This window comes from Comamonas testosteroni (genome assembly GCF_014076415.1).
Classification (GTDB): Bacteria; Pseudomonadota; Gammaproteobacteria; order Burkholderiales; family Burkholderiaceae_C; genus Comamonas; species Comamonas testosteroni_F.
The window spans coordinates 563,221-582,847 of sequence record NZ_CP043568.1 but is presented as its reverse complement, the minus strand read 5'-3'; the positions used below and the strand labels follow the sequence as shown (position 1 = coordinate 582,847).

At 62.2% G+C, this 19,627-nt stretch carries 22 protein-coding genes; 4 read left to right on the top strand and 18 right to left on the bottom strand.

Translation table 11 applies throughout. The features are described from left to right. Positions 1 to 26: 26 nt before the first annotated feature. Positions 27 to 476: a hypothetical protein gene (locus tag F0P97_RS02660; protein ID WP_003065446.1), complete on the bottom strand. Its 450-nt coding sequence runs from the start codon at positions 474 to 476 to the stop codon at positions 27 to 29. Between the two features lie 113 nt (positions 477 to 589). Between F0P97_RS02660 and F0P97_RS02655 the strand changes: the two genes are divergently transcribed. Beyond that, positions 590 to 1,711, top strand: a complete 1,122-nt coding sequence (locus F0P97_RS02655) for an ATP-binding protein (RefSeq protein ID WP_182285513.1) — start codon at positions 590 to 592, stop codon at positions 1,709 to 1,711. A 55-nt stretch (positions 1,712 to 1,766) separates the two neighbouring features. Further along, positions 1,767 to 2,405, top strand: coding sequence for a response regulator transcription factor (locus F0P97_RS02650; RefSeq protein ID WP_003065450.1), 639 nt, complete (start codon positions 1,767 to 1,769; stop codon positions 2,403 to 2,405). A gap of 139 nt (positions 2,406 to 2,544) precedes the next feature. On the opposite strand, the gene fliR is transcribed toward F0P97_RS02650, so the two are convergent. The 13 genes from fliR to fliF all read right to left on the bottom strand — a co-directional run bounded on the left by fliR (position 2,545) and on the right by fliF (position 13,964). After that, the gene (gene fliR, locus F0P97_RS02645) at positions 2,545 to 3,309 is read right to left on the bottom strand and encodes a flagellar biosynthetic protein FliR (RefSeq protein ID WP_182285512.1); all 765 of its coding nucleotides are present in this window, start codon (positions 3,307 to 3,309) and stop codon (positions 2,545 to 2,547) included. Then, positions 3,306 to 3,575, bottom strand: a complete 270-nt coding sequence (gene fliQ, locus F0P97_RS02640; RefSeq protein ID WP_003059126.1) for a flagellar biosynthesis protein FliQ — start codon at positions 3,573 to 3,575, stop codon at positions 3,306 to 3,308. The genes fliR and fliQ overlap by 4 nt, the downstream gene beginning before the upstream one ends. Positions 3,576 to 3,724: 149 nt before the next feature. Continuing rightward, complete coding sequence (gene fliP, locus F0P97_RS02635; RefSeq protein ID WP_182285511.1) at positions 3,725 to 4,474, bottom strand: flagellar type III secretion system pore protein FliP; 750 nt, start codon at positions 4,472 to 4,474, stop codon at positions 3,725 to 3,727. Further along, positions 4,467 to 4,856: a FliO/MopB family protein gene (locus F0P97_RS02630; RefSeq protein ID WP_182287083.1), complete on the bottom strand. Its 390-nt coding sequence runs from the start codon at positions 4,854 to 4,856 to the stop codon at positions 4,467 to 4,469. Before F0P97_RS02630 ends, fliP begins: the two co-directional genes overlap by 8 nt. Before the next feature lie 34 nt (positions 4,857 to 4,890). Further along, positions 4,891 to 5,325 carry a flagellar motor switch protein FliN gene (gene fliN, locus F0P97_RS02625; RefSeq protein ID WP_003077935.1) on the bottom strand — a complete coding sequence of 145 codons (435 nt, stop codon included), beginning with the start codon at positions 5,323 to 5,325 and terminating at the stop codon, positions 4,891 to 4,893. Next, complete coding sequence (gene fliM / locus F0P97_RS02620; protein WP_003065459.1) at positions 5,315 to 6,319, bottom strand: flagellar motor switch protein FliM; 1,005 nt, start codon at positions 6,317 to 6,319, stop codon at positions 5,315 to 5,317. The genes fliN and fliM overlap by 11 nt, the downstream gene beginning before the upstream one ends. A gap of 15 nt (positions 6,320 to 6,334) precedes the next feature. Next, positions 6,335 to 6,889, bottom strand: coding sequence for a flagellar basal body-associated FliL family protein (locus tag F0P97_RS02615; protein WP_182285510.1), 555 nt, complete (start codon positions 6,887 to 6,889; stop codon positions 6,335 to 6,337). A gap of 189 nt (positions 6,890 to 7,078) precedes the next feature. Beyond that, complete coding sequence (locus F0P97_RS02610) at positions 7,079 to 8,407, bottom strand: flagellar hook-length control protein FliK (RefSeq protein ID WP_182285509.1); 1,329 nt, start codon at positions 8,405 to 8,407, stop codon at positions 7,079 to 7,081. A gap of 2 nt (positions 8,408 to 8,409) precedes the next feature. Beyond that, positions 8,410 to 8,874: a flagellar export protein FliJ gene (fliJ, locus tag F0P97_RS02605; protein ID WP_182285508.1), complete on the bottom strand. Its 465-nt coding sequence runs from the start codon at positions 8,872 to 8,874 to the stop codon at positions 8,410 to 8,412. Positions 8,875 to 8,907: 33 nt separating this feature from the next. Continuing rightward, entirely contained in the window at positions 8,908 to 10,296 is a 1,389-nt protein-coding gene (gene fliI, locus F0P97_RS02600) for a flagellar protein export ATPase FliI (protein WP_182285507.1), read from the bottom strand. Then, a complete protein-coding gene (locus F0P97_RS02595; protein ID WP_182285506.1) occupies positions 10,293 to 11,120 on the bottom strand; it encodes a FliH/SctL family protein in 828 nt (275 codons plus the stop codon). The genes fliI and F0P97_RS02595 overlap by 4 nt, the downstream gene beginning before the upstream one ends. Continuing rightward, entirely contained in the window at positions 11,113 to 12,108 is a 996-nt protein-coding gene (gene fliG / locus F0P97_RS02590; RefSeq protein WP_003059149.1) for a flagellar motor switch protein FliG, read from the bottom strand. Before fliG ends, F0P97_RS02595 begins: the two co-directional genes overlap by 8 nt. 149 nt (positions 12,109 to 12,257) lie before the next feature. Then, the gene (gene fliF / locus F0P97_RS02585; protein ID WP_182285505.1) at positions 12,258 to 13,964 is read right to left on the bottom strand and encodes a flagellar basal-body MS-ring/collar protein FliF; all 1,707 of its coding nucleotides are present in this window, start codon (positions 13,962 to 13,964) and stop codon (positions 12,258 to 12,260) included. A 173-nt stretch (positions 13,965 to 14,137) separates the two neighbouring features. On the opposite strand from fliF, the gene fliE reads away from it, so the two are divergent. After that, positions 14,138 to 14,446, top strand: coding sequence for a flagellar hook-basal body complex protein FliE (fliE, locus tag F0P97_RS02580; RefSeq protein ID WP_182285504.1), 309 nt, complete (start codon positions 14,138 to 14,140; stop codon positions 14,444 to 14,446). 194 nt (positions 14,447 to 14,640) lie between these two features. On the opposite strand, the gene F0P97_RS02575 is transcribed toward fliE, so the two are convergent. The 4 genes from F0P97_RS02575 to motA form a co-directional block, all read right to left on the bottom strand. Then, positions 14,641 to 15,258, bottom strand: coding sequence for a protein phosphatase CheZ (locus F0P97_RS02575; protein WP_182285503.1), 618 nt, complete (start codon positions 15,256 to 15,258; stop codon positions 14,641 to 14,643). Between the two features lie 3 nt (positions 15,259 to 15,261). Further along, positions 15,262 to 15,648 carry a chemotaxis response regulator CheY gene (cheY, locus tag F0P97_RS02570; RefSeq protein WP_003065483.1) on the bottom strand — a complete coding sequence of 129 codons (387 nt, stop codon included), beginning with the start codon at positions 15,646 to 15,648 and terminating at the stop codon, positions 15,262 to 15,264. 65 nt (positions 15,649 to 15,713) lie between these two features. Then, on the bottom strand, positions 15,714 to 16,781 hold the full coding sequence (gene motB / locus F0P97_RS02565; protein ID WP_182285502.1) for a flagellar motor protein MotB: 1,068 nt from the start codon (positions 16,779 to 16,781) through the stop codon (positions 15,714 to 15,716). A 42-nt stretch (positions 16,782 to 16,823) separates the two neighbouring features. Continuing rightward, the gene (gene motA, locus F0P97_RS02560) at positions 16,824 to 17,684 is read right to left on the bottom strand and encodes a flagellar motor stator protein MotA (protein WP_003059167.1); all 861 of its coding nucleotides are present in this window, start codon (positions 17,682 to 17,684) and stop codon (positions 16,824 to 16,826) included. A 255-nt stretch (positions 17,685 to 17,939) separates the two neighbouring features. Between motA and F0P97_RS02555 the strand changes: the two genes are divergently transcribed. Continuing rightward, positions 17,940 to 19,589: a glycosyltransferase gene (locus F0P97_RS02555; protein WP_182285501.1), complete on the top strand. Its 1,650-nt coding sequence runs from the start codon at positions 17,940 to 17,942 to the stop codon at positions 19,587 to 19,589. The last annotated feature ends 38 nt before the right edge of the window (positions 19,590 to 19,627 follow it).

The following is a 19,627-nucleotide window of genomic DNA, read 5'->3' as shown; positions in this document are numbered from 1 at the left end:
CGGGCAACGGAAAACAGGGTAGAAGTTCAAAACAGCTCCACAGAGCCGGCATCCATCTCGCTTTGCGTGACGGGATTGGGCTTTTCGGGCAGGTTTGGCAGACTGATGGCGGACTCCGCCTCATCCTCGTCCCTGCCCATGGCGGCAGCCCCGAGCCTGAAAGCGCAGGCTTGCAAGGTATGTGCCATATGGGCAATCAGCTGAGACGACATATCGTGAAACTGGAGCTCGGTCACCGCCAGCCGCAGCGACTCACGTGCTGTAGCCAGTGCTGCAGAATCGGGCAAGGCAGGCTGCGACAATTGCCCGTTGACTTGCTCAAAGCGCTCCAGCAGATTGTGCGTGGCATGGTCCAGCAGCCCTTCAAGACGCTGCAGATCACGCAGCGTGACCAGCAAGGCATCCTGCAGCTCCGCAGCCACCATCACCGGCACGGCAACTGCAGGCACACCCGAAGGGTTTTGCATCGTCTGCATTGTTACTCCAACTGCGTAAAACCATCATGACAGCCACGCCGTCATGCTCCACGAAATGAACCGCCCGGCAGCCCGCCCTGCGACCACACGGCCACACTTGACGACTACCCTCGATGTTCCAAAATGTATCCAATGATAGCGTCCTTGGCGATATGCAATTCCGGAATCAGACCCTGAAAATCCTTCATATTGAAGACTCTGTCGCAGATCAGGCTCTGGCACGCCTGAGCCTCAAGCGCGGGCAGCTGCCCTGCTCGCTCACGGCAGTGGACAGTCTGCAGGAGGTACAGGGCGCCCTGGAGACACAGGATTTCGACCTGATTCTGGCGGACTATCATCTGCCCGGCTTCACGGCTCTCGACGTCTGGGACCTGGTGCGAACCCGTGCCGATGCCCCTCCTTTTGTGCTGTTGTCGGGCGCTATCGGCGAATCCGCCGCCGTGGACATCATGCGGCTGGGCATCAGCGACTATCTGCTCAAGGACCAGATCAACGGTCTGCCCCATGTCGTAAAGCGCGCCATGGAGGTCCATGAGGCGAGGCGAGCCCGCCGCCGCGCCGCACTACAGCTGGCCGAGTCCGAAAAGCGCCTGGCCGAGCTGACCGAACATCTGCACACCAGCATCGAGCAGGAGCGCGCCAGTATCTCGCGCGAGATTCACGACGACATCGGCGGCTCGCTCACGGCCGTCAAGTTTGACCTGGCCTGGCTGATCCGCAACAGCCCCGAAGGCAAGCCGCGCGAGCATGCCAGGTCGGCACTGGAGATGCTGGAACACGCACTGGGAGCCAGCCAGCGCATCATGCAGAACCTGCGCCCACCCGTGCTGGACCAGGGGCTGGTGGCGGCCGTGCAATGGCTGGCCCAGGACTTCGAGCGCCGCACCGGCATACCCGCCCAGCTGCACACCAGCCGTGAGCATATGGAAATAGCCGCCGCGCAGCAGGTGGTGGTCTACCGTACGGCACAGGAATCCTTGACCAATATCAGCAAATACGCACAAGCCAGCCAGGTGACGCTGGATTTGTCCGACCACGAAGGTTTTTTGACACTGGAAGTAACAGACAACGGCATAGGCCTGAGCCAGGATGATCGCAACAAGCCTCAATCTTTCGGACTTCGGGGATTAAGTGAGCGCGCACGAACAATTCAAGGCTGGCTGGATGTGAGCAGCCACCCCGGCCGAGGAACCTCTATCATTCTCACCATTCCTCTGGCAGAGAACCAGGCATGAGCCACCCAACCGCGCGCTTGTCCGGTCTGCCATCTGACTTCCTGGGAGAGCGACCTTGATTCACGTGGTGCTGTGCGACGACCATGCCATTTTGCGCCGGGGCATACGCGACACCCTGGCAGAGGCGACGGACATCAGTGTCACCGCAGAAGCCGGCAGCTATGCCGAACTGCGTGAGCAACTGCGCGACGCTGCTTGCGATGTGCTGCTGCTGGACATCAATATGCCGGGCCGCAGCGGCCTGGAAGTGCTGGCCAGCGTGCGCGAAACGCATCCGCAGATCCGCGTCATCATGGTCTCCATGTATCCCGAAGACCAGTACGCCTTGCGCAGCATCAAGGCTGGCGCGGCCGGCTATGCCAACAAGGCAGGGGATCCGGTGCTGCTGATCGACGCCGTGCGCACCGTCCACAGCGGACGCAAATACCTGACTGCCGAAGTGGCCCAGATGCTGGCCGACAGCCTGGCCCAACCAGCCGCCCCCGTGCCGCATGAAACCTTGTCCGAGCGCGAGATGCAGACGCTGCTGAAGATTGCCAGCGGTCAGCGCCAGACCGATATTGCGCAGGAGTTGATGCTCAGCCCCAAGACGGTGAGCGTGTACCGGGCACGGGTGCTGGAGAAGCTGGGCATGGGCAGCAACGCGGAGCTGACCGCCTATGCCATCAAGAACGGACTGATCGATACACCCTGAACCGCGCTGCAGGCCATGCGCTGGCTGCTCATCACTGGCTTGTGCGCCCGCATCGAGTCAGCTTTTTCGCTTGAGGCCAAAGCGGTCTTATCCCCTTGCCATAAAGCGCACCAAGCTATCAAACAGATAGTGCTTCGCGCTAAACCCCGAAGACTGCCATCCCCTTTAGCAGCAGAGCCACCAGGGGCTGCTCCAGCAAGGGCAGGGTCGCCGTCAAGCCCAGCAGACCCACAGTCAAGGTGACAGGAAAGCCCACGGCATAGATATTCATCTGTGGCGCGACCCGGGAGATGATGCCCAGCACCAGGTTGACGAAGAGCAGCATGGCAATCATGGGCAGGGCAATCCAGAAAGCGCTGGCAAAGACGGCACTGCCCATCTCGTGGATCCGCATCTGGGAGATGGCCTGCAGAAAGTTGCCATCGACGGGGAAGGCTTCAAAGCTCTTGAGAACCGCCATCAGCACCAGCAGATGACCGTTGATGACGATGAATAGCAAGGTGGCGATCTGCACCATGAAGCGCGCCACGGCACTGAGCTGGGCATTGCTGGTCGGGTCGAAGAAAGACGCGAAGTTCAAGCCCATCTGCAGGCCTACCACTTCACCGGCGACTTCGATGGCCGCCATCACCAGACGCACGGCAAAGCCCACGGACAAGCCGATCACCACCTGCTGCACCAGAGTGCCCAGTGCCTGGGCCGAGGCAATGCTGACCACCGTCTGCTCGCCCAGCACGGGCTGCGCGCAAAGCGCAACCAGGAAAGCCAGCCCGACCTTGAGCCGCATGGGAATGGCTTTCTGAGAAAACACGGGCGCCGTGGTGAACAGCGCCAGCACGCGCACAAACGGCCAGATCAGTGGCGAGAGCCAGGCTGCAATCTGGGCTTCGCTAAAGGAAATCATCCCACCGAACCTGGAATGCTTTCTATGGTGCGACGAATGAAATCCACCAGCGTGGACAGCATCCACGGTCCCGCCACGGCAAACACCAGCACGGCGGCGATGAGCTTGGGCACAAAGGCCAGCGTGGCCTCATGCACCTGGGTCACAGCCTGAAAGACGCTCACCAGCAGACCCACGCCCATGACCACGCCCAGCACAGGCATGGAGATCATGAGCAGCAGGGTCAGCGCCTCGCGGCCAAAGGTCAGAACAAATTGAGAAGTCATTGTTTTTCTCCCCCGATCAGCGACAGGATTAAACGCACTTGAAACTAGCACAGCCCACGTAAGAGGCATCGAGCAAGAGCCGCCTCGCAGCAGATACCGTCCCCCTTGGGAAGGCACGGGGCCGCCTAGGCAAGCGCCTCAGGGGTATCTCATGTAGCAAAGCTTGCCGCCAGAGAGCCGATGATCAGATTCCAGCCATCGGCCAGCACAAACAGCATGAGCTTGAAAGGCAGGGCCACCAGCACGGGCGAGAGCATCATCATGCCCAGCGACATGAGGATGGAGGACACCACCATATCGATGATCAGAAACGGAATGAAGATCATGAAACCGATCTGAAAAGCCGTTTTCAGCTCGCTGGTCACAAAGGCCGGCACCAGCACCCGCAGAGGTGCTGTTTCCGCCGTGACATTCGCATCCAGCTTGGCCAGGCGCTTGAACAGCGCAAAGTCCGACTGGCGTGTCTGCTTGAGCATGAAGCCGCGCATGGGTGCTTCGGCCTTGTCCATGGCTTGCTCGAAGCTGATGCTGTTTTGCGTGTAGGGCAGATAGGCGTCCTGATAGACCTTGTCCAGCGTGGGCCCCATCACAAACATGGTGAGAAACAGCGACAGACCGATCACCACCTGATTGGGCGGCGCGGACTGCGTGCCCAGCGCCTGGCGCAGCAGGCTCAGCACGATGACGATGCGGGTAAAGCCCGTCATCAACAACAAGATGGCGGGCAGGAACGACAGTGCCGTGAAAAACAGCAGTGTCTGGATGGGCACCGAATAGCTGGTGCCGCCCGCGCCCTGGCCTACCAGCAGCGGCAGACTGGCGGGTGCGCCCTGGGCTGCGGCCATCAGGGGCATGGCCAGCAGGACAGCGGCAGCAGCACGAGAGACGAATTTAGACATTTCCAGAATTCCGGGCCGCTTCGTCGGCCTGCGCGCGCATCAGCGAATCGGTGAACGATGAGACGCCAGGTGAATGGGCCGCACGGGCAGATTGCAAGGATGCGGATGGGTCTTGCAGCACATGCAGGCATTGGATCTGCTGCGCCGTCACACCAAGCACCAGGCGCACGGCCTGCTCCCCTTCACCCAGCTGCACGGTCACCACCCGCTGCTGCGGGCCAATGGCCAGCGTGCCAAGCACCTGCGCCGGAACCGAGGCGGCACCACGGGCCATCCCCATGCCACGGGGCAGGAGGTTTTTTTGCTGCAGACGACGCACCAGCCAGGGCAGCGCCGCCATGACAGCCACAAACAGGATGACCAGCAGCAGCGTGGGCCACATGGAAGGAGCCGCTGCCGCAGAGTTGGCCGCGTTATCAACCACGGCTGACCCGGCGCAGACGCTCGGACGGTGTCACCACGTCCGTCAGGCGGATACCGAACTTGTCGTTGACCACCACCACCTCGCCCTGGGCGATCAGGTAGCCGTTGACCAGCACGTCCATGGGTTCGCCGGCCAGGGCATCAAGTTCCACCACCGAGCCCTGAGCCAGTTGCAGAATGTACTTGATGGGCACCTTGGTGCGGCCCAGCTCCACGGACAGCTGAACCGGAATGTCCAGCACCATATTGATATCGTGCACCGGCACATCGCCATAGCTGCGAGCGGCGTCACCCGCCAGCGGCCCGCCCTGGTCGGACAGTTCGGGGCCTTCGACGGCCTGGTCATGCTGGCGCTGCTCTTCCAGCGCCTCGGCCCAGCCGGAGAACGGATCGTCACCTGCGGGCTTGTTGTTGTCATCAATTGCCATGCTTCTCTCCCATCCAGCTGGTCTCGCCGCCGCGCAGGCTGCGTTCCACGCGGATTGCATATTTGTCGTTGTGCGTGCCGTACTGGCACTCGAAAACCGGCACCCCACCGATGGAGGCACGAATCAGCGGCTCGCGGTCGAGCTCGATAAAGTCACCCGGGCGCATGGCCAGCAGCTGCTCCACCGTGGCATCGGCGCGGGCCAGCTCGGCCACCAGCGTAACCTCGGCGGCCTGAATCTCCCGCGTCAGCACCTTGACCCAGCGGCGGTCCACTTCGATGGCGTCGCCCTGAGTGGACGAATACAGCACGTCGCGAATCGGCTCCAGCGTCGCATAGGGCATGCAGATGTGGATGGAGCCCGAGATATCGCCGATCTCCAGCTGAAACGCCGTGGAGACCACGATTTCGCTGGGCGTGGCGATGTTGGCGAACTGCGGCTGCATTTCCGAGCGCTGATAGGCCAGCTCCAGCGGATAGATGCCATGCCAGGCTTTTTTGTATTCCTCGCAGATCACATTGACCATGCGGTTGATCACGCGCTGCTCGGTGGTCGAGAAGTCGCGCCCCTCGATGCGGGTCTGCAGGCGACCCGTGCCGCCGTACAGCGTGTCGATCACGCCGAACACCAGCGAGGGATCGCAGACAATCAGACCATTGCCGCGCAGCGGGCGAATGGCCATGATGTTGAAATTGGTCGGAACGGCCAGCTCGCGCAGGAAGGCGCTGTAGCGCTGCACCGTCACCGTGCCGACGGAAACCTCGGGGCTGCGGCGGATGAAGTTGAACAGGCCGATGCGGAAGTTGCGGGCAAAGCGCTCGTTGACAATTTCCATGGTGGGCATGCGCCCACGCACGATGCGTTCCTGGCTGGAGATGTCGTAGCTGCGGACCTGGCCGAGATCGACCTCCACCACCTCGGAGCGCTGGCTTTCGCCGGTAACGCCTTCAAGAAGAGCATCAACCTCTTCCTGGGAGAGAAAAGAATCGCTCATGCACTCCCTCCCTGCTTACTGAATGATGAAGCTGGAGAACAGCACGCGACGCACAGGCCCCTTGCGATTGGCACGCGGGCTGTCTTCGTCGGCCTCTTCATCGTCGCGCGAGCGCTTCTTGGCGCCCGGGCCGAAGCCCAGCGGTGCCGAGACCTCGGTCAGAATGTCGGCAGCCAGCTTTTCCTTGCCCTCGCGCGCCAGCAGCTCGTCGGCCGTGCGCTGGGACACCAGCATCAGGATGCCGTTGCGGATGCTGGGCAGGTATTGCTTGACGGTGGAAGCCGTCTTTTCGTCGGACAGCTCAAGCGTGATGCCCAGCTGCACAAAACGGTCGCCGCCGGGGTCGGCCAGATTGGCCACCATATTGTCCAGCGGCAGAAACGTGGGCACTGTGGCTTTGGCGCTGACTTCTTCTTCGCCATCGGCGCTGCTGTGCTGGCGCTGCATCATCAGCACATAGGCCGCGGCAGCCACAATGGCCAGCACGGCAACGATGGCCACGATGACGATCAGCTTCTTGCTTTTGGCAGGAGCAGGTGCGACAGGGGCGGCATTGGGATTGGCTGACACGGCGGGTATTCCTCAAGAGTGGGGGACTGCATCCACCTCGCAGCCATTGCCGCGACACGGAAGATCCACGCCTGAATTATTCGCCGCCCGCCCTGCTGACCATTGCCCGAATAAAAGCGCGAAACCCGGCTTCATTCCGGGTTTCGCGCCATGTCCGGTTCACCGTTTCCGTGAGCCGGCTCTGATCATTTACACAAAAAGGTCCACGCCAGACTGCACCGGCAGCGCGCCATTGCGCGCACCGGCTGCGCCCATGGGCAGCTCGGCAGCATTGACCGAGACCCGGGCCACCCTGGCCTGGCCGTGCTGGACGCCCTCGCCCTGGCTGTCGCCCCCGGACCGGGCATCGGCACCGCCCGCATCCACGCTGACGCCGCTCAGATTCAGCCCCTGGGCCTGCAAAAGCTCGCGCAGCTGAGCCTGACCGTCGGCCAGCAACTGGCGAGCCTGCTCATCGCCTGCGGCAAAGCGCACATGAGCCTCCTGGCCGTTCAACTGCACCTGGACCTGGATAGCCTTGCCTTCATGCTGGATCGACAGCGCGGCATTCTGCGTTTTCTGATGCACCCAGAACGCCACCTGCTCGGAAACCTCCTGCTCGCGCTCTGCAGGTGCGGCATCCTGCCCCGCCAGGTTCTGGCCGAAGTCTGAACTGTTCTGGCCACCGCCCTGCATGCCCGCGCTCGACGCTCCCATGGCTGCCCCTACGGCTGCCCCTACGGCTGCCGCTGCGGCCTGCAGGTCGGCCCCGCCCTGCACTGCCGCCGTCTTGCCCTGTGGCGCAGCGTCATCCTGCTGGGACGAGCGGGCCGCACGCAGCAAATCCTTGAGACCTTCCAGGGCCTGGGGCTGCACGGCCGTCATGCCCTGCAGGCCGATGCCCTGCTGCGGCAATGCCTGCGCCTTGTGCGCAGCAGGCTCAAGGCGCGCAGCAGGCACCTCTTCAGTCGCCGAAGCCAGCGCGCTGTGCACGCTGTCCTGCCCCTGCGCGACTGCATCCCGCTGCGGCTGCAAGGCAGCCTCATCAGAATTAATAGCTGCTTGCGCTTGCACTGTATATAGTTGAGCCTGATTTGACTGCAAATCCTTGCCCATGAATGCGGCATGGGCCTGCCCGGACCCGAGCTGCAAAGCCTGGCGATGGGCCAGTTGCGCGGCATGGCCTCTGCCCGAAAGAAAGTCGGTGGCCACGCCCTGGCGCAGATCGGCATCACCCTGCCCATCCAGCTGGGCGGTCTGTCCGACCAGGCTCATCCACGGCGCATGGCCTTGAGCGATCAGCAGCGCATCCTGCTCGCCTGGTGCCTGCTTCACGTCCTGCACCTCGGCAGGCTGCAGCGCCGCCTGCGGCAGGCCTGCAGCCACGAATCCATCCAGCGATGCCAGCAGCGATGAAAAGCCCTGGCCGGGCTCGCCTGCCTCCGCCGTAGCGCTTTTGGCCGAGCTCATGGACTGCGCCATGGCCTTGCCGGTGCGAGATTCACCGCTGCGCGGGCCATCAATTCTGGTTTCCGCCATGCTCAGGCCTCCTGAAGTTGCAGGCCGAAGCTGCGTCGAAAAAAGGCCATGGTGGCGCGCTCGTCGGTATCTTTTTGCTCGCGGCGCATCTGGGCCAGTGCCACATCACGGCGGCGGGCCTGCACCACTTTCTGCAGACTGGTCACGCGCAGCTCGGCCGCCAGCAGGGCCTGACGTGCGGTCTCCAGGCGAATGTTCTGGTCGGCCACAACCCGGGTCTGCAAGCCGATGGCATGCTGCAGGCGCTCCATGAACTGATACTGGTGATGCATGACCTCGGGCTGCACGGCCATCCCTTCCTGGGCCCCCCAGCGCGCCTGCATCTCCAGGACATAGCCCTGCAGCTGATCCATCTGGGCCTGCGCCGCCTGCTGAGCACGCTGGCGCTCCTGCATGGCGGTGCGGGCCTCGTCACGCTTGCGCTCTGCGGCTTCAATGGCGACGTTCAAGGCATTCAAGGACGACATCTGCGACTCTCCCTCTGGCTAACCCGTTGATGCTCAGCCCCGCTGCATGGCTTGCGCCATGCCGGCCAGGCTTTGCTCCATGCTGGAGCTTTCAAACATGCTTTGCTGCAGAAACCCGGTCATGGCGGGCTGCAGCGCAATCGCCTCGTCCAGCTGCGGGTCGGAGCCCGGCACATAGGCACCGACCTGCACGAGATCGCGCCCCTTCTGGTAGCGCGAATAGACGGCGCGAAAGCGACGCGCCAGCTCGAAATGCTCGCGCGAGACCACGTTGTGCATGACGCGAGACGCCGACTGCTCGATATCGATGGCCGGGTAATGCCCGGTCTCGGCCAGGGCCCGCGAGAGCACGACGTGACCGTCGAGAATGGCGCGAGCCGCATCGGCAATCGGGTCCTGCTGATCGTCACCCTCGGACAGCACGGTGTAGAAGGCCGTGATCGAGCCTACGCCGTGCAGACCGTTGCCACTGCGCTCCACCAGCGCGGGCAGCTTGGCAAAGCAGGATGGCGGATAGCCCTTGGTAGCCGGCGGCTCGCCGATGGCCAGGGCGATTTCGCGCTGGGCCATGGCATAGCGGGTCAAGGAATCCATGAGCAGCAGCACATGCTTTCCCTTGTCGCGGAAGTGCTCGGCAATCGCCGTGGCGTAGCTGGCGCCCTGCATGCGCAGCAGCGGCGGCGCATCGGCGGGGGCAGCCACCACCACGGCGCGACTGCGGTCCTGGGCGCCCAGGATGTCCTCGACGAACTCCTTGACCTCCCGGCCACGCTCGCCGATCAGGCCCACCACGATCACATCGGCCTGGGTGTAGCGCGCCATCATGCCCAGCAGCACGGACTTGCCCACACCCGAGCCGGCAAACAGGCCCAGACGCTGGCCACGACCCACGGTCAGCAGCGCGTTCAGCGCCTTGACACCGGTATCCAGCGACTCGCGCACGGGATCCCGGTCCATGGCGTTGATGGGGTTGCGGTCCAGCACCTCGGGCACCACGCTGCCCAGCTCGCCCGCATGGTCCAGCGGAATGCCTTGCGAATCCACCACCCGCCCCAGCAAGCCATCCCCCATGGGCAGGCGCAGCACGCCCACGGTCTGGCTGACTTTCTCGGTCTCCAGCACGCCCAGCTGGGGCACGGGAACAAAGGGGGCTGCCGGCGTCACCATGGCGCCGCTGGATAGACCCTGAATATCGCCCGCAGGCATCAGAAAGGCGCGCTCGCCGGCAAAGCCGACCACCTCGGCCAGCACAGGCTCCTGCCCATGCTGATGAATATGGCATTGCGCCCCGACGGGAACGCGCAGCCCCGAAGCCTCCAGCACCATGCCGGTCAACCGGGTCAGACGGCCCTGGCATTCCAGCGGCACAGGCTCGGCATAGCGTGCGCGCGCCTGGCTCATGAACTGCTGCCAGGGGTTCATGCCTTGTCTCCGTCATACCAGGTGGAGACCAGACCCAGAGCCGCCACGGCGCGACGCCAGCGCTTGTCCAGGCCACCGTCGATCTCGGCACCACCCGACTCCACCTTGACATCGCCCTGGGCAATCGAGGCATCGCCCAGCCACTGGATGCGGCTGTGCGCACCATGCTCGGCACGCAGGGCTTCATCGAGCAGTTCAAAGTCTGCGGGGTTCAGACGAACGGTCACCGGGCGGCTCTCGTCGACCAGCATGTCCAGCGCCTCGCGAATCACGGGCAGCAAGGCCTGGGGTTGGCTGCGCAGCTCCTGGCGCACCACCTGGCGGGCAATATCGCAGGCCAGATTCAGCAACTCCTGGGCCATGCCCGACTGCAGCTGCTTGAAGTTGTCTTCCAGGCCCTGCAACACGCCATCGACACGCTGCGCACTCTCGCGGCCCGCGCCGTTGATATGGTCGTCCAGATGCTGCTGCCATTGCTGCTGCGTCTGTGTGCGGCCTTCGGCCAGGCCCTGTGCATGGCCCTCGGCACGTGCCTGCTCCAGCATCTGCTGCAGCTGCTCCTCGTCGAAAGCCGGGGCAGCCGGCTCCACCGGCTCCACGGCCTGCACCTCTGGTTGCGCCTGCGGTTGATGGGCAATAGAGGGGAAAAAACCGTTGAAGTGCTCTACCCCAGCCGGGATGAAGGCCGCCGGCTGTGCAGGCGCGAAGACACCACCGCTCTGCGCGCCCACTGCACCGAAGCGCCATTGCACCACGGTGCTGTCGTCGATCTCTTCCTGCGGAATAAAGCGCGAGTGCGAGCGGGGAGGCTGGCCCTTAGACATAGCTGTCCTCCGGGCCAGAGCCGATGGTTACCTGGCCTTCCTCGACCAGACGACGCACGACCTTGAGGATTTCCTTCTGCTGGGCTTCCACTTCGGACAGACGCATGGGGCCGCGGCCTTCCAGGTCCTCGCGCAGCGACTCTGCCGCACGCATGGACATATTGGCCAGAATCTTGTCGCGCACTTCCATGGAGCCGCCCTTGAGCGCCACGATCAGCGTCTCGGACACCACCTCGCGCAGCACCAGTTGCACCGAGCGGTCGTCGAGCTTGACCAGGTCGTCGAAGACGAACATCTTGTCCATGATCTTCTGCGCCAGCTCGGGGTCGTAGTTGCGGATGGTATCGAGCACCGCCACATCGGCATTGCCACCCATCTGGTTGAGCATTTCGGCTGCAGTCTTGACGCCGCCCAGCGAGGTCTTGCGCACCTTGTCGCCGCCTGCCAGCACCTTGAACAGCACTTCGTTCAGGTCCTTGAGCGCCGTGGGCTGAATGCCTTCCAGCGTGGCCACGCGCAGCATGACCTCGCTGCGTGCGCGGTCGGGGAACTGCATCAGCACGGCCGCAGCCTGCTCATATTCCAGGTGCACCAGAATCGCCGCCACGATCTGCGGATGCTCGCCGCGCAGCAGCTCGGCCACCGACAGCGGGTCCATCCACTTCAGGCTTTCGATGCCCGAGATGTCGCCGCCCTGCATGATGCGGTCGATCAGCAGCGCCGCCTTGTCATCGCCCAGGGCACGCTTGAGCACCGAGCGCACATAGTCGCTGGCATCGTCGACCAGCAGACTCTGCGACGCCGCATCGCTGGTGAAGCGGTCGATCACGAAATCAACCTTTTCCCGCGTCACGCCACGCATGCGGGCAATCGTCTCGCCCAGCTTCTGCACTTCCTTGGGCGTGAGGTGCTTGAACACCTCGGCCGCTTCTTCCTCGCCGAGGGAGACCAGCAAGATGGCAGCGTCGTTCAGACCTCTATCGTCCATATTCAAAACTCTCTACTAGTTATTCAACCGTCCCATGCCAGGAATGCCGAGCAAGGGCCTAGGCGGCCCCGCCGCCCCGCAGCGAGGGCATCGTCCCCCTCCCAAAGAGAGAAGGGGGAAGGCGCAACGCGCCTCAGGGGGTGACTTCGTCACCCCTCACCGTTAATCCATGTCTTCACGATGTTCGCCACCGCAATCGGGTTCTGCTTGGCCAGATGACGGGCCTGGTCCAGTCGCTCCTGCTCCTTGGTCGGCGACAGCTCCTTCACAGGGGCGGGTAGAGCCGGCCTGTCCAGCGCCTCGGCTTCAATGGCATTGAGCTGAGCGCCGGGGCCGGTATTGCGCCCCTTGAGCAAGGGGCGCACCAGGCCCAGCAACACCAGGGCACCAAACAGCGCCAGCGCAATCGGCACGCCCAGGCTCTTGGCCATGGCCTGAATTTCGGGATCCTTCCACATCGGCAGCTCGGCCGGAGCGGCACCGCTGTCCATGAAGGGTGCACTGACCAGATTCACCGAGTCGCCTCGGTCGGCGCTATAGCCCACGGTCTCGCGCACCAGCGTGAGCAACTGCTCCTGCTGCTGCGCCGTCAGAGGGCGCAGGCCGGAGCTGACAGCTGCTGCCGTTGCCGCTGTCGCCGCATCGGTGCCAGCCGCAGCAGCCAACGAGGCATTGACCACCACCGCAGCCGTCAGGCGCTTGACGGTGCCGGTGCTGCCGCGCGTGACCCTGACGGTCTTGTCCACTTCGTAATTGGTGATGGACTCGCGCTTGTTGCCCTGGGCGTTGCCCTGGCCTGCACCCGCAGCCTGCGGCGCAGGATTGGCTCCGTTGATGGGTGCGGTGGAGTTCTGAGGAGGCTGGTTGCTGGTCGCGCCAGGCACGCCGGTAGGTGGAGTGGCCGTCTTCTCGCCATTGGTCTCCATCACCTGCTGGCTGCGCACGGCCCCGCCGTCGGCGGACTGGTTGGGACGATGCTGTTCTGAAGTCGATTCGGTCTGGCTGAAGTCCAGCTCGGCCGAAACCTGGGCCTTCACATTGTTCTTGCCGACCACGGGCTCCAGAATGTCCAGAATGCGGCGCACATATTGCTGCTCCACCTGCTGGGTGTAGAGGAACTGCTGCATGTCCACGCCGCCGGCATTGCCGTCAGGCGACTGCGAAAGCAGCTTGCCGGTGTCGTCCACCACGCTGACGGCGGCAGGCTCCATCTCGGGCACGCTGGATGCCACCAGATGCACGATGCCCGCAATCTGCGCACGGTCCAGCATTCGACCAGGATGCAGGCTCAGCAGCACGGAAGCCGAAGGCTTTTGCTGCTCACGGAAAAATCCGTTCTGATTGGGCAGGGCCAGATGCACGCGAGCACTTTGCACGGCATTGAGCGCCAGGATGGAGCGCGTCAGCTCGCCTTCCAGGCCGCGCTGGAAGTTGAGGCGCTCCTGAAACTGGGTGATGCCGAACTTGCTGTTCTCCATCAGCTCGAAGCCCGTCACCGAGCCCTTGGGCAGGCCTTGCGTGGCCAGCTTCAGGCGCACATCGTGCACACGGTCTGCGGGGATGAGGATGGCGCCGCCGCCCTCGCTGTACTTGTAGGGCACGTTCATCTGCGTCAGCTGCGCCACGATGGCGCCGCCATCCTTGTCACTGACGTTGGAGAACAGCAGCTTGTAATCAGGCTGGCGATAGAACACCGCCGCCGCCACCAGACCTACAGCGACCAAGGCTGCCAGTGCGCCCCAGCGAAGACGTTGGCCTCGGTCGAGCGCATTCCAGCGCTGCGCAAGCGCAGGGCGGGGCGCATACGTGGCACCGGGCACGGCATTGGGGACAGGTACTTCAGCTACAGCAGACATCTTGATTCCATGGTGTCAGACCCCACACGAGGTCTAGCGTCCAGTGGATTATTCGGACTCGGGCCGGCGGCGTTCCCCCGATAAGCAAGCCGATTCACCCACTTATTGCCCGTCTGCAATCAGACGAAAAACCTACGATCACCTCCAACTCACCAAGCCAGTTGGATAAAGATATGGACCTGAAGATCCCAGCAATCAACCCCGCCCAACTGGGCAACCAGCTCACCAAGGTCGGCAGCGCCGGCACTGCTCCCGTGGCCGGCGGCTTCGGTCAGGCTCTGCAAAATGCACTGCAATCGGTGAGCGCCGCTCAAAACCATTCCAGCCAGCTGCAGCGCGAAGTGCAGCTGGAAAACCCCGCCGTCAGCCTGGAGCAGACCATGGTGGCCATGCAAAAATCGCAGATCGGCTTTCAGGCCACGCTGCATGTGCGCAACCGCCTGGTGCAGGCCTACTCCGATGTGATGAATATGCAGGTGTGAGCGGCGCAACGCCGCACACCACTCAGAAGGCAGATTGCCCTCCAAGGCTTGCCCGCATGTTGTGATGACATGCGGGCTTTTTGCGCTCCGCCCTCATGGCAGCGCCCAATAAAAAAGCCCGACCTCTTGAGAGATCAGGCTTTTCAAGCTCAAGCGCTTATCGGCAAAGCGCAGGCAGCTATGTTTTCAGAAGTTCAGAAACCAAGACTGGCCAGCAGATCATCCACCTGGGACTGCGAGGTCACCACGTCTGCCGTGTTTTCGGGATCCACCACCGGACCGGCCAGCTTGGGCTGCGCGGCTTCCATAGGCGTCAGGGCCGGTGCCTGCGCAGCATCCGGCGAAGTCTGGATCAGCAGCTCCAGCAGCTGCGACTCCAGATCGGCCGCCAGCGCCACCACGCGAGCAATTACCTGGCCCGTGAGATCGTGAAAGTCCTGCGCCATCATGATCTCGGTCAGATGGCTATTGGTCTGCTCCGTGCCCTCTTCCACCTCCTGCAGATAGTTCATCACGCGGCCCTTGGCCACGGCGGCCACAGGATCCTTGATGAGTTCTGCACGCATGGCACGAGTGCGCTCGGCCAGCGCATCCTGGCGGTTCTGCGTCACCTCGACCTGACCCAGTACCTTGTTGGCAGCTTCCCCCGTCAGACGGGCGATATAGGACAGGCGGCTTTGCGCATCGGGAAGCTCCCCTGCGCTGCCGCGCAAACGGTCCGCATAGCCAAGCTCATTGAGCGAGTTATGCAACTGGCGCGTGAGCACGCCAATCTTGTAGTGGACGTTGGCGGAGGCCTGGTCGCTGCTCATGGCTCAGAGATCGAGTTTCTTGATGATGAGATTGACCTTCTCTTCCAGCGTGGCCTTGGTGAAGGGCTTGACGATATAGCCGGCCGCTCCGCCCTGGGCGGCAGCCACGATATCTTCCTTGCGGGCTTCGGCGGTCACCATCAGTACCGGCAGATGCTTGAGCTTTTCATCCTGCTTGATTTCGCTCAGCAGCTGAAAGCCGTTCATGTTCGGCATGTTGATGTCGGTCACCACGAAGTCAAACTTGCTAGCACGCAGCTTGGTGATGGCAACCACACCATCTTCGGCTTCATCGGCATCGGCGAAGCCACTCTCCTTGAGCAGATTGCGCACGATACGGCGCATGGTGGAGAAGTCGTCAACAATCAAAAATCGCAGGGCATTAGCCACGAGAGGCCCTTTCGGTCGGAATAGGTGCGTGGGAACAAGTTTTCAGCCGTGATGGTAACAATTTGTCAACCTCCCGGCATTGGACGTGCATTGTCAGGCTTTTCGACAGTCTCCGTGGCAACTTCAGGGTTTGTTACAACAAACTCTTCCTTGGCATCCAGAGACTGCTTGTCGGCAGCGCTGGGTACTGCGCGCCGGGCCTTGGGTTGGTTGATCGTGCTGGCAGCTTCCTCGGCACTGGTCACCTGCTCCATGCTGCGCTCCTTGTCGTTGCCCAGCACACGGCGCTCGGCCTCCTTGGTCAGCACGGTAATCGTGATGCGGCGGTTCTGCGCCGCGCGCGGCTCCTCGGGCAGCAGCAGGTCGCTGCTGGCCATGCCCACCACGCGTGCCAGCTTGTCCAGCGGCATGCCGGCAGCCACCAGCTCGCGGCGCGAAGCATTGGCGCGGTCTGCCGACAGCTCCCAGTTGCTATAGCCACGATCGGCATTGCCGTAGGGCGCGGCATCGGTGTGACCTGAGAGACTGATGCGATTTTCCGCATTGCCCATGGCCGCACCGATCTCGCGCAGGATGTCGCGCATATAGGGCTTGACCACGGCACTGCCGCTATCGAACATGGGGCGGTTCTGGTCATCGACGATCTGAATCATCAGGCCGTCATGCGTGATCTCCGTGCGAATCTGCGAACGGAACTCGTTCAGGCGCGCATTGTTGGCAATCATGCTGTCCACTTTGGCCTTGAGCGCATGCAGACGCTGTGCATCGCGTGCAGACTCATCGGCCCGGCCCATGGCCTGGCTGGAGCGGCGGTTGGCATTGTCTTCGGACTCGGAGCGGCGCACCTGGCCGTGCACCTTGGACAGGTCGTTGCCGCCGCCCGGCACGATGCTGGAGCTGTTGCCCGCGCCGCTGCCGCCCGACATGGCCACCTTCAGCGGCGAATTGAAATACGCGGCAATCCCCTGCAGCTCGCCCTGAGCAGTCGAGCCCAGCAGCCACATCAGCAGGAAGAAGGCCATCATCGCCGTCACAAAGTCGGCATAGGCAATCTTCCATGCACCACCATGGTGTGCATGGGCGGTCTTCTTGACGCGCTTGATGATGATGGGCTGCAGCTTCTTGTCAGCCATGGAAGCGCTCCATCAATAGATCCTGGCGAGAGCGGGCACTCATCACTTCTTACCCTTGACGTGCGACTCCAGCTCCAGAAAGCCCGGACGCTCGGTGGAAAACAGCACCTTGCGGCCGAACTCGATGGCTGTGCCTGGGTTGTAGCCCTGCATGCTGGCCAGCAGCGTCGCCTTGATGCACTCGAACTCCTTGGCCGCATCCTGGGCACGCTGCTCCAGCAGCGCAGCCATGGGCTCCACCAGCGCATAGGCCAGCAAGATACCGAGGAAGGTTCCCACCAGGGCCGAGGCAATCATGCCGCCCAGCACTGCCGGGGGCTGCCCCACGAAAGCCATGGTATTCACCACACCCAGCACGGCCGCAATAATGCCGAAGGCAGGCAAGGCGCCCGCCAGACGATTCAGTGCCATCACCGGCGCATGAGCCTCGGCATGGTGGGCTTCGATTTCGCTGTCCATCAGCGCCTCGATCTCGTGCGAATTGAGATTGCCCGAGACCATCATGCGCAGATAGTCGGTCAGGAACTCGACGACATGGTGGTCGGCCATCAGTTGCGGATAGTTCTGAAACACCGTCGATGACTGCGGATCTTCCACATCGGACTCGATCGACATCAGGCCTTCCTTGCGCGCCTTCTGCAGCAGCTCGTACAGAAGTGCCATCACTTCCATATAGCGCGCCTTGTTATAGCGCGAAGGCTTGAGCGCCGAAGGGATCGCCTTGGCCGTGGCCTTGAGCACCTTGGGCTGGTTGCTGACGATGAAAGCGCCCAGGGCGCCACCGCCAATGGTCACCATCTCGAACGGCAGCGCCTTGACAAGAACGCCCACGCTGCCGCCGTGCAGCACATACATGCCGAAGATGCAGCCAAAGGCGACGATATAACCGATGAGAACAAGCATGGGGAGTGATTGTGAGGGGGCGGGCCGTGATTGTTAACGGAAAAAGCTGGGTGATTGCTCTCTAGATCGGCAGCTTCAGGCTCTTTTGTAGGGCGGCAGCCGAATTGAAAGGTAAAGACGTACCTGTTCATGGGCTGCCATTGTGGGTCTTAACTCGCCGATGACCAAGAGTTCGACAGGTATATTGAGGTGGCACCATATCGGGCTCTCTAAGCACAGCATGCCAGTGCACTTTTTGCATTTCTCTGAGTACCAATGTCTTCCCCCTCCACCACCGCGAACTCAACACCGCAGCAAGCCACGCCAGCGGAGCTTGAAGAGATTCATCAACTGATCAAGAGCAATCAGTTTGTGCCCGCGCTCACTGCCCTGATGCAACTGGTGACGCAGGACGTTCGCAATCCGAAGCTGTGGCTGCTGATCGGCCTGGCTTATACGCGCATGGCCGATTGGAAGTCGGCCATAGATGCCTTGCAGACCGCGGTGGAGATTGATCCTGAAGAAATGCAGGCTCAACATCTGTTGTCCTTGGCATTGTTCAGCACGGGCCAACAGCAGCAGGCATGCGATCTGATCGACAAAGTCGTCAAAAAAGGCAATCTCGGTCCGCAATGGATGATGCGCGCCTACCTCCACTCGCACACCAGCCGCGACCCCATGAGGGCGCTTCAGGTCGCACGCGACTGGGGCAAGCGATTTGCGGATCCACTGACGCGCGATGCCAAACCCTTAAAGGTGACAGACCGCAACCCGCGCAAAAAGCTCAAAATCGGCTATATGACGGCGGACTTCCGCCAGCATTCGGTGGCCTTTTTCATGCAGCCCGTGCTGGCTCATCACAATTCCGACAACGTCGAGGTGCATGTCTACTCGAATGGCCCCTCGGACAGCACGACCGAATACATGCGCTCGCTGGTGCCGTATTGGCTGGATGTGATGAATTTGGACGACGAAGCGCTGTGCGAAAGAATCCGCCAGGACGGCATCGACGTGCTCGTGGATTTGTCCGGATTCACACATGGCCACCGCCTCGGAGTTTTTGCACGCCGCGCAGCACCAGTGCAGGCGACTTGGCTGGGCTATATGCAGACGCTCGGCATGAAGGCGATGGACTACCGATTGGTCGATATGGGCATTGCGCCACCCAGCCATGCCCCTTACTACTCGGAAACGCTGTTCCACCTGAATTGCATGGCCAGCTATACACCGCCCACCTATGCGCCGCTTTGCAAAGAGCCCCCCATGCTGCGCAACGGGTATCCCACGCTGGTGTCTCTCAACAACTCGGCCAAGATCACCGACCAGATGTTGCGTATCTGGGCGCGCATTTTGGAGGCGCGCGAGGATGCCAGGCTCATCATCCTAGTGAAGGAAGAGAATGCCGATGCCGCCCAGGCCCATATGCAGCCCCGCGCAGAGGCTGCTGGCATGCCGCTGGATCGCGTCTCTGTGCTACACCTGCAGCCGCTCAACCAGTTCATGGAGATGGGGCATATCGCGGATATCGTGCTCGATACCTCGCCCATCTCGGGCGGGACGACCACGCTGCATAGTTTATGGATGGGGATGCCTATTGTGACTATGGATGCTGTACGCGGTGTGGATTCTTCTACTGCGCGTACTTTGGCCGGTCTTGGATGGCGGCATTGGGTGACACAGAGCGATCAGGAGTATGTCGAGCGTGCATTGGCATTCATGAATAATCCTGAAGGGTTGCAAAAGCTTCGTACTGAAACTCGCGATCGAATGAGATGTAGTGTTTTGATGGACTACGCGTCTCGTACGGGCGAACTGGAAACAGCGTTTCGCCTCATGTGGCTCAATTACCTGCGCGGGGACCGAAGAACCTTAGCTATTGCGGCCGATGTGGATCATGTTCTGGCCGAAATGGGCACCAAGGTATGAAGATTGCTCAGGAACGGGAACATCTCCCTCTGCTGATT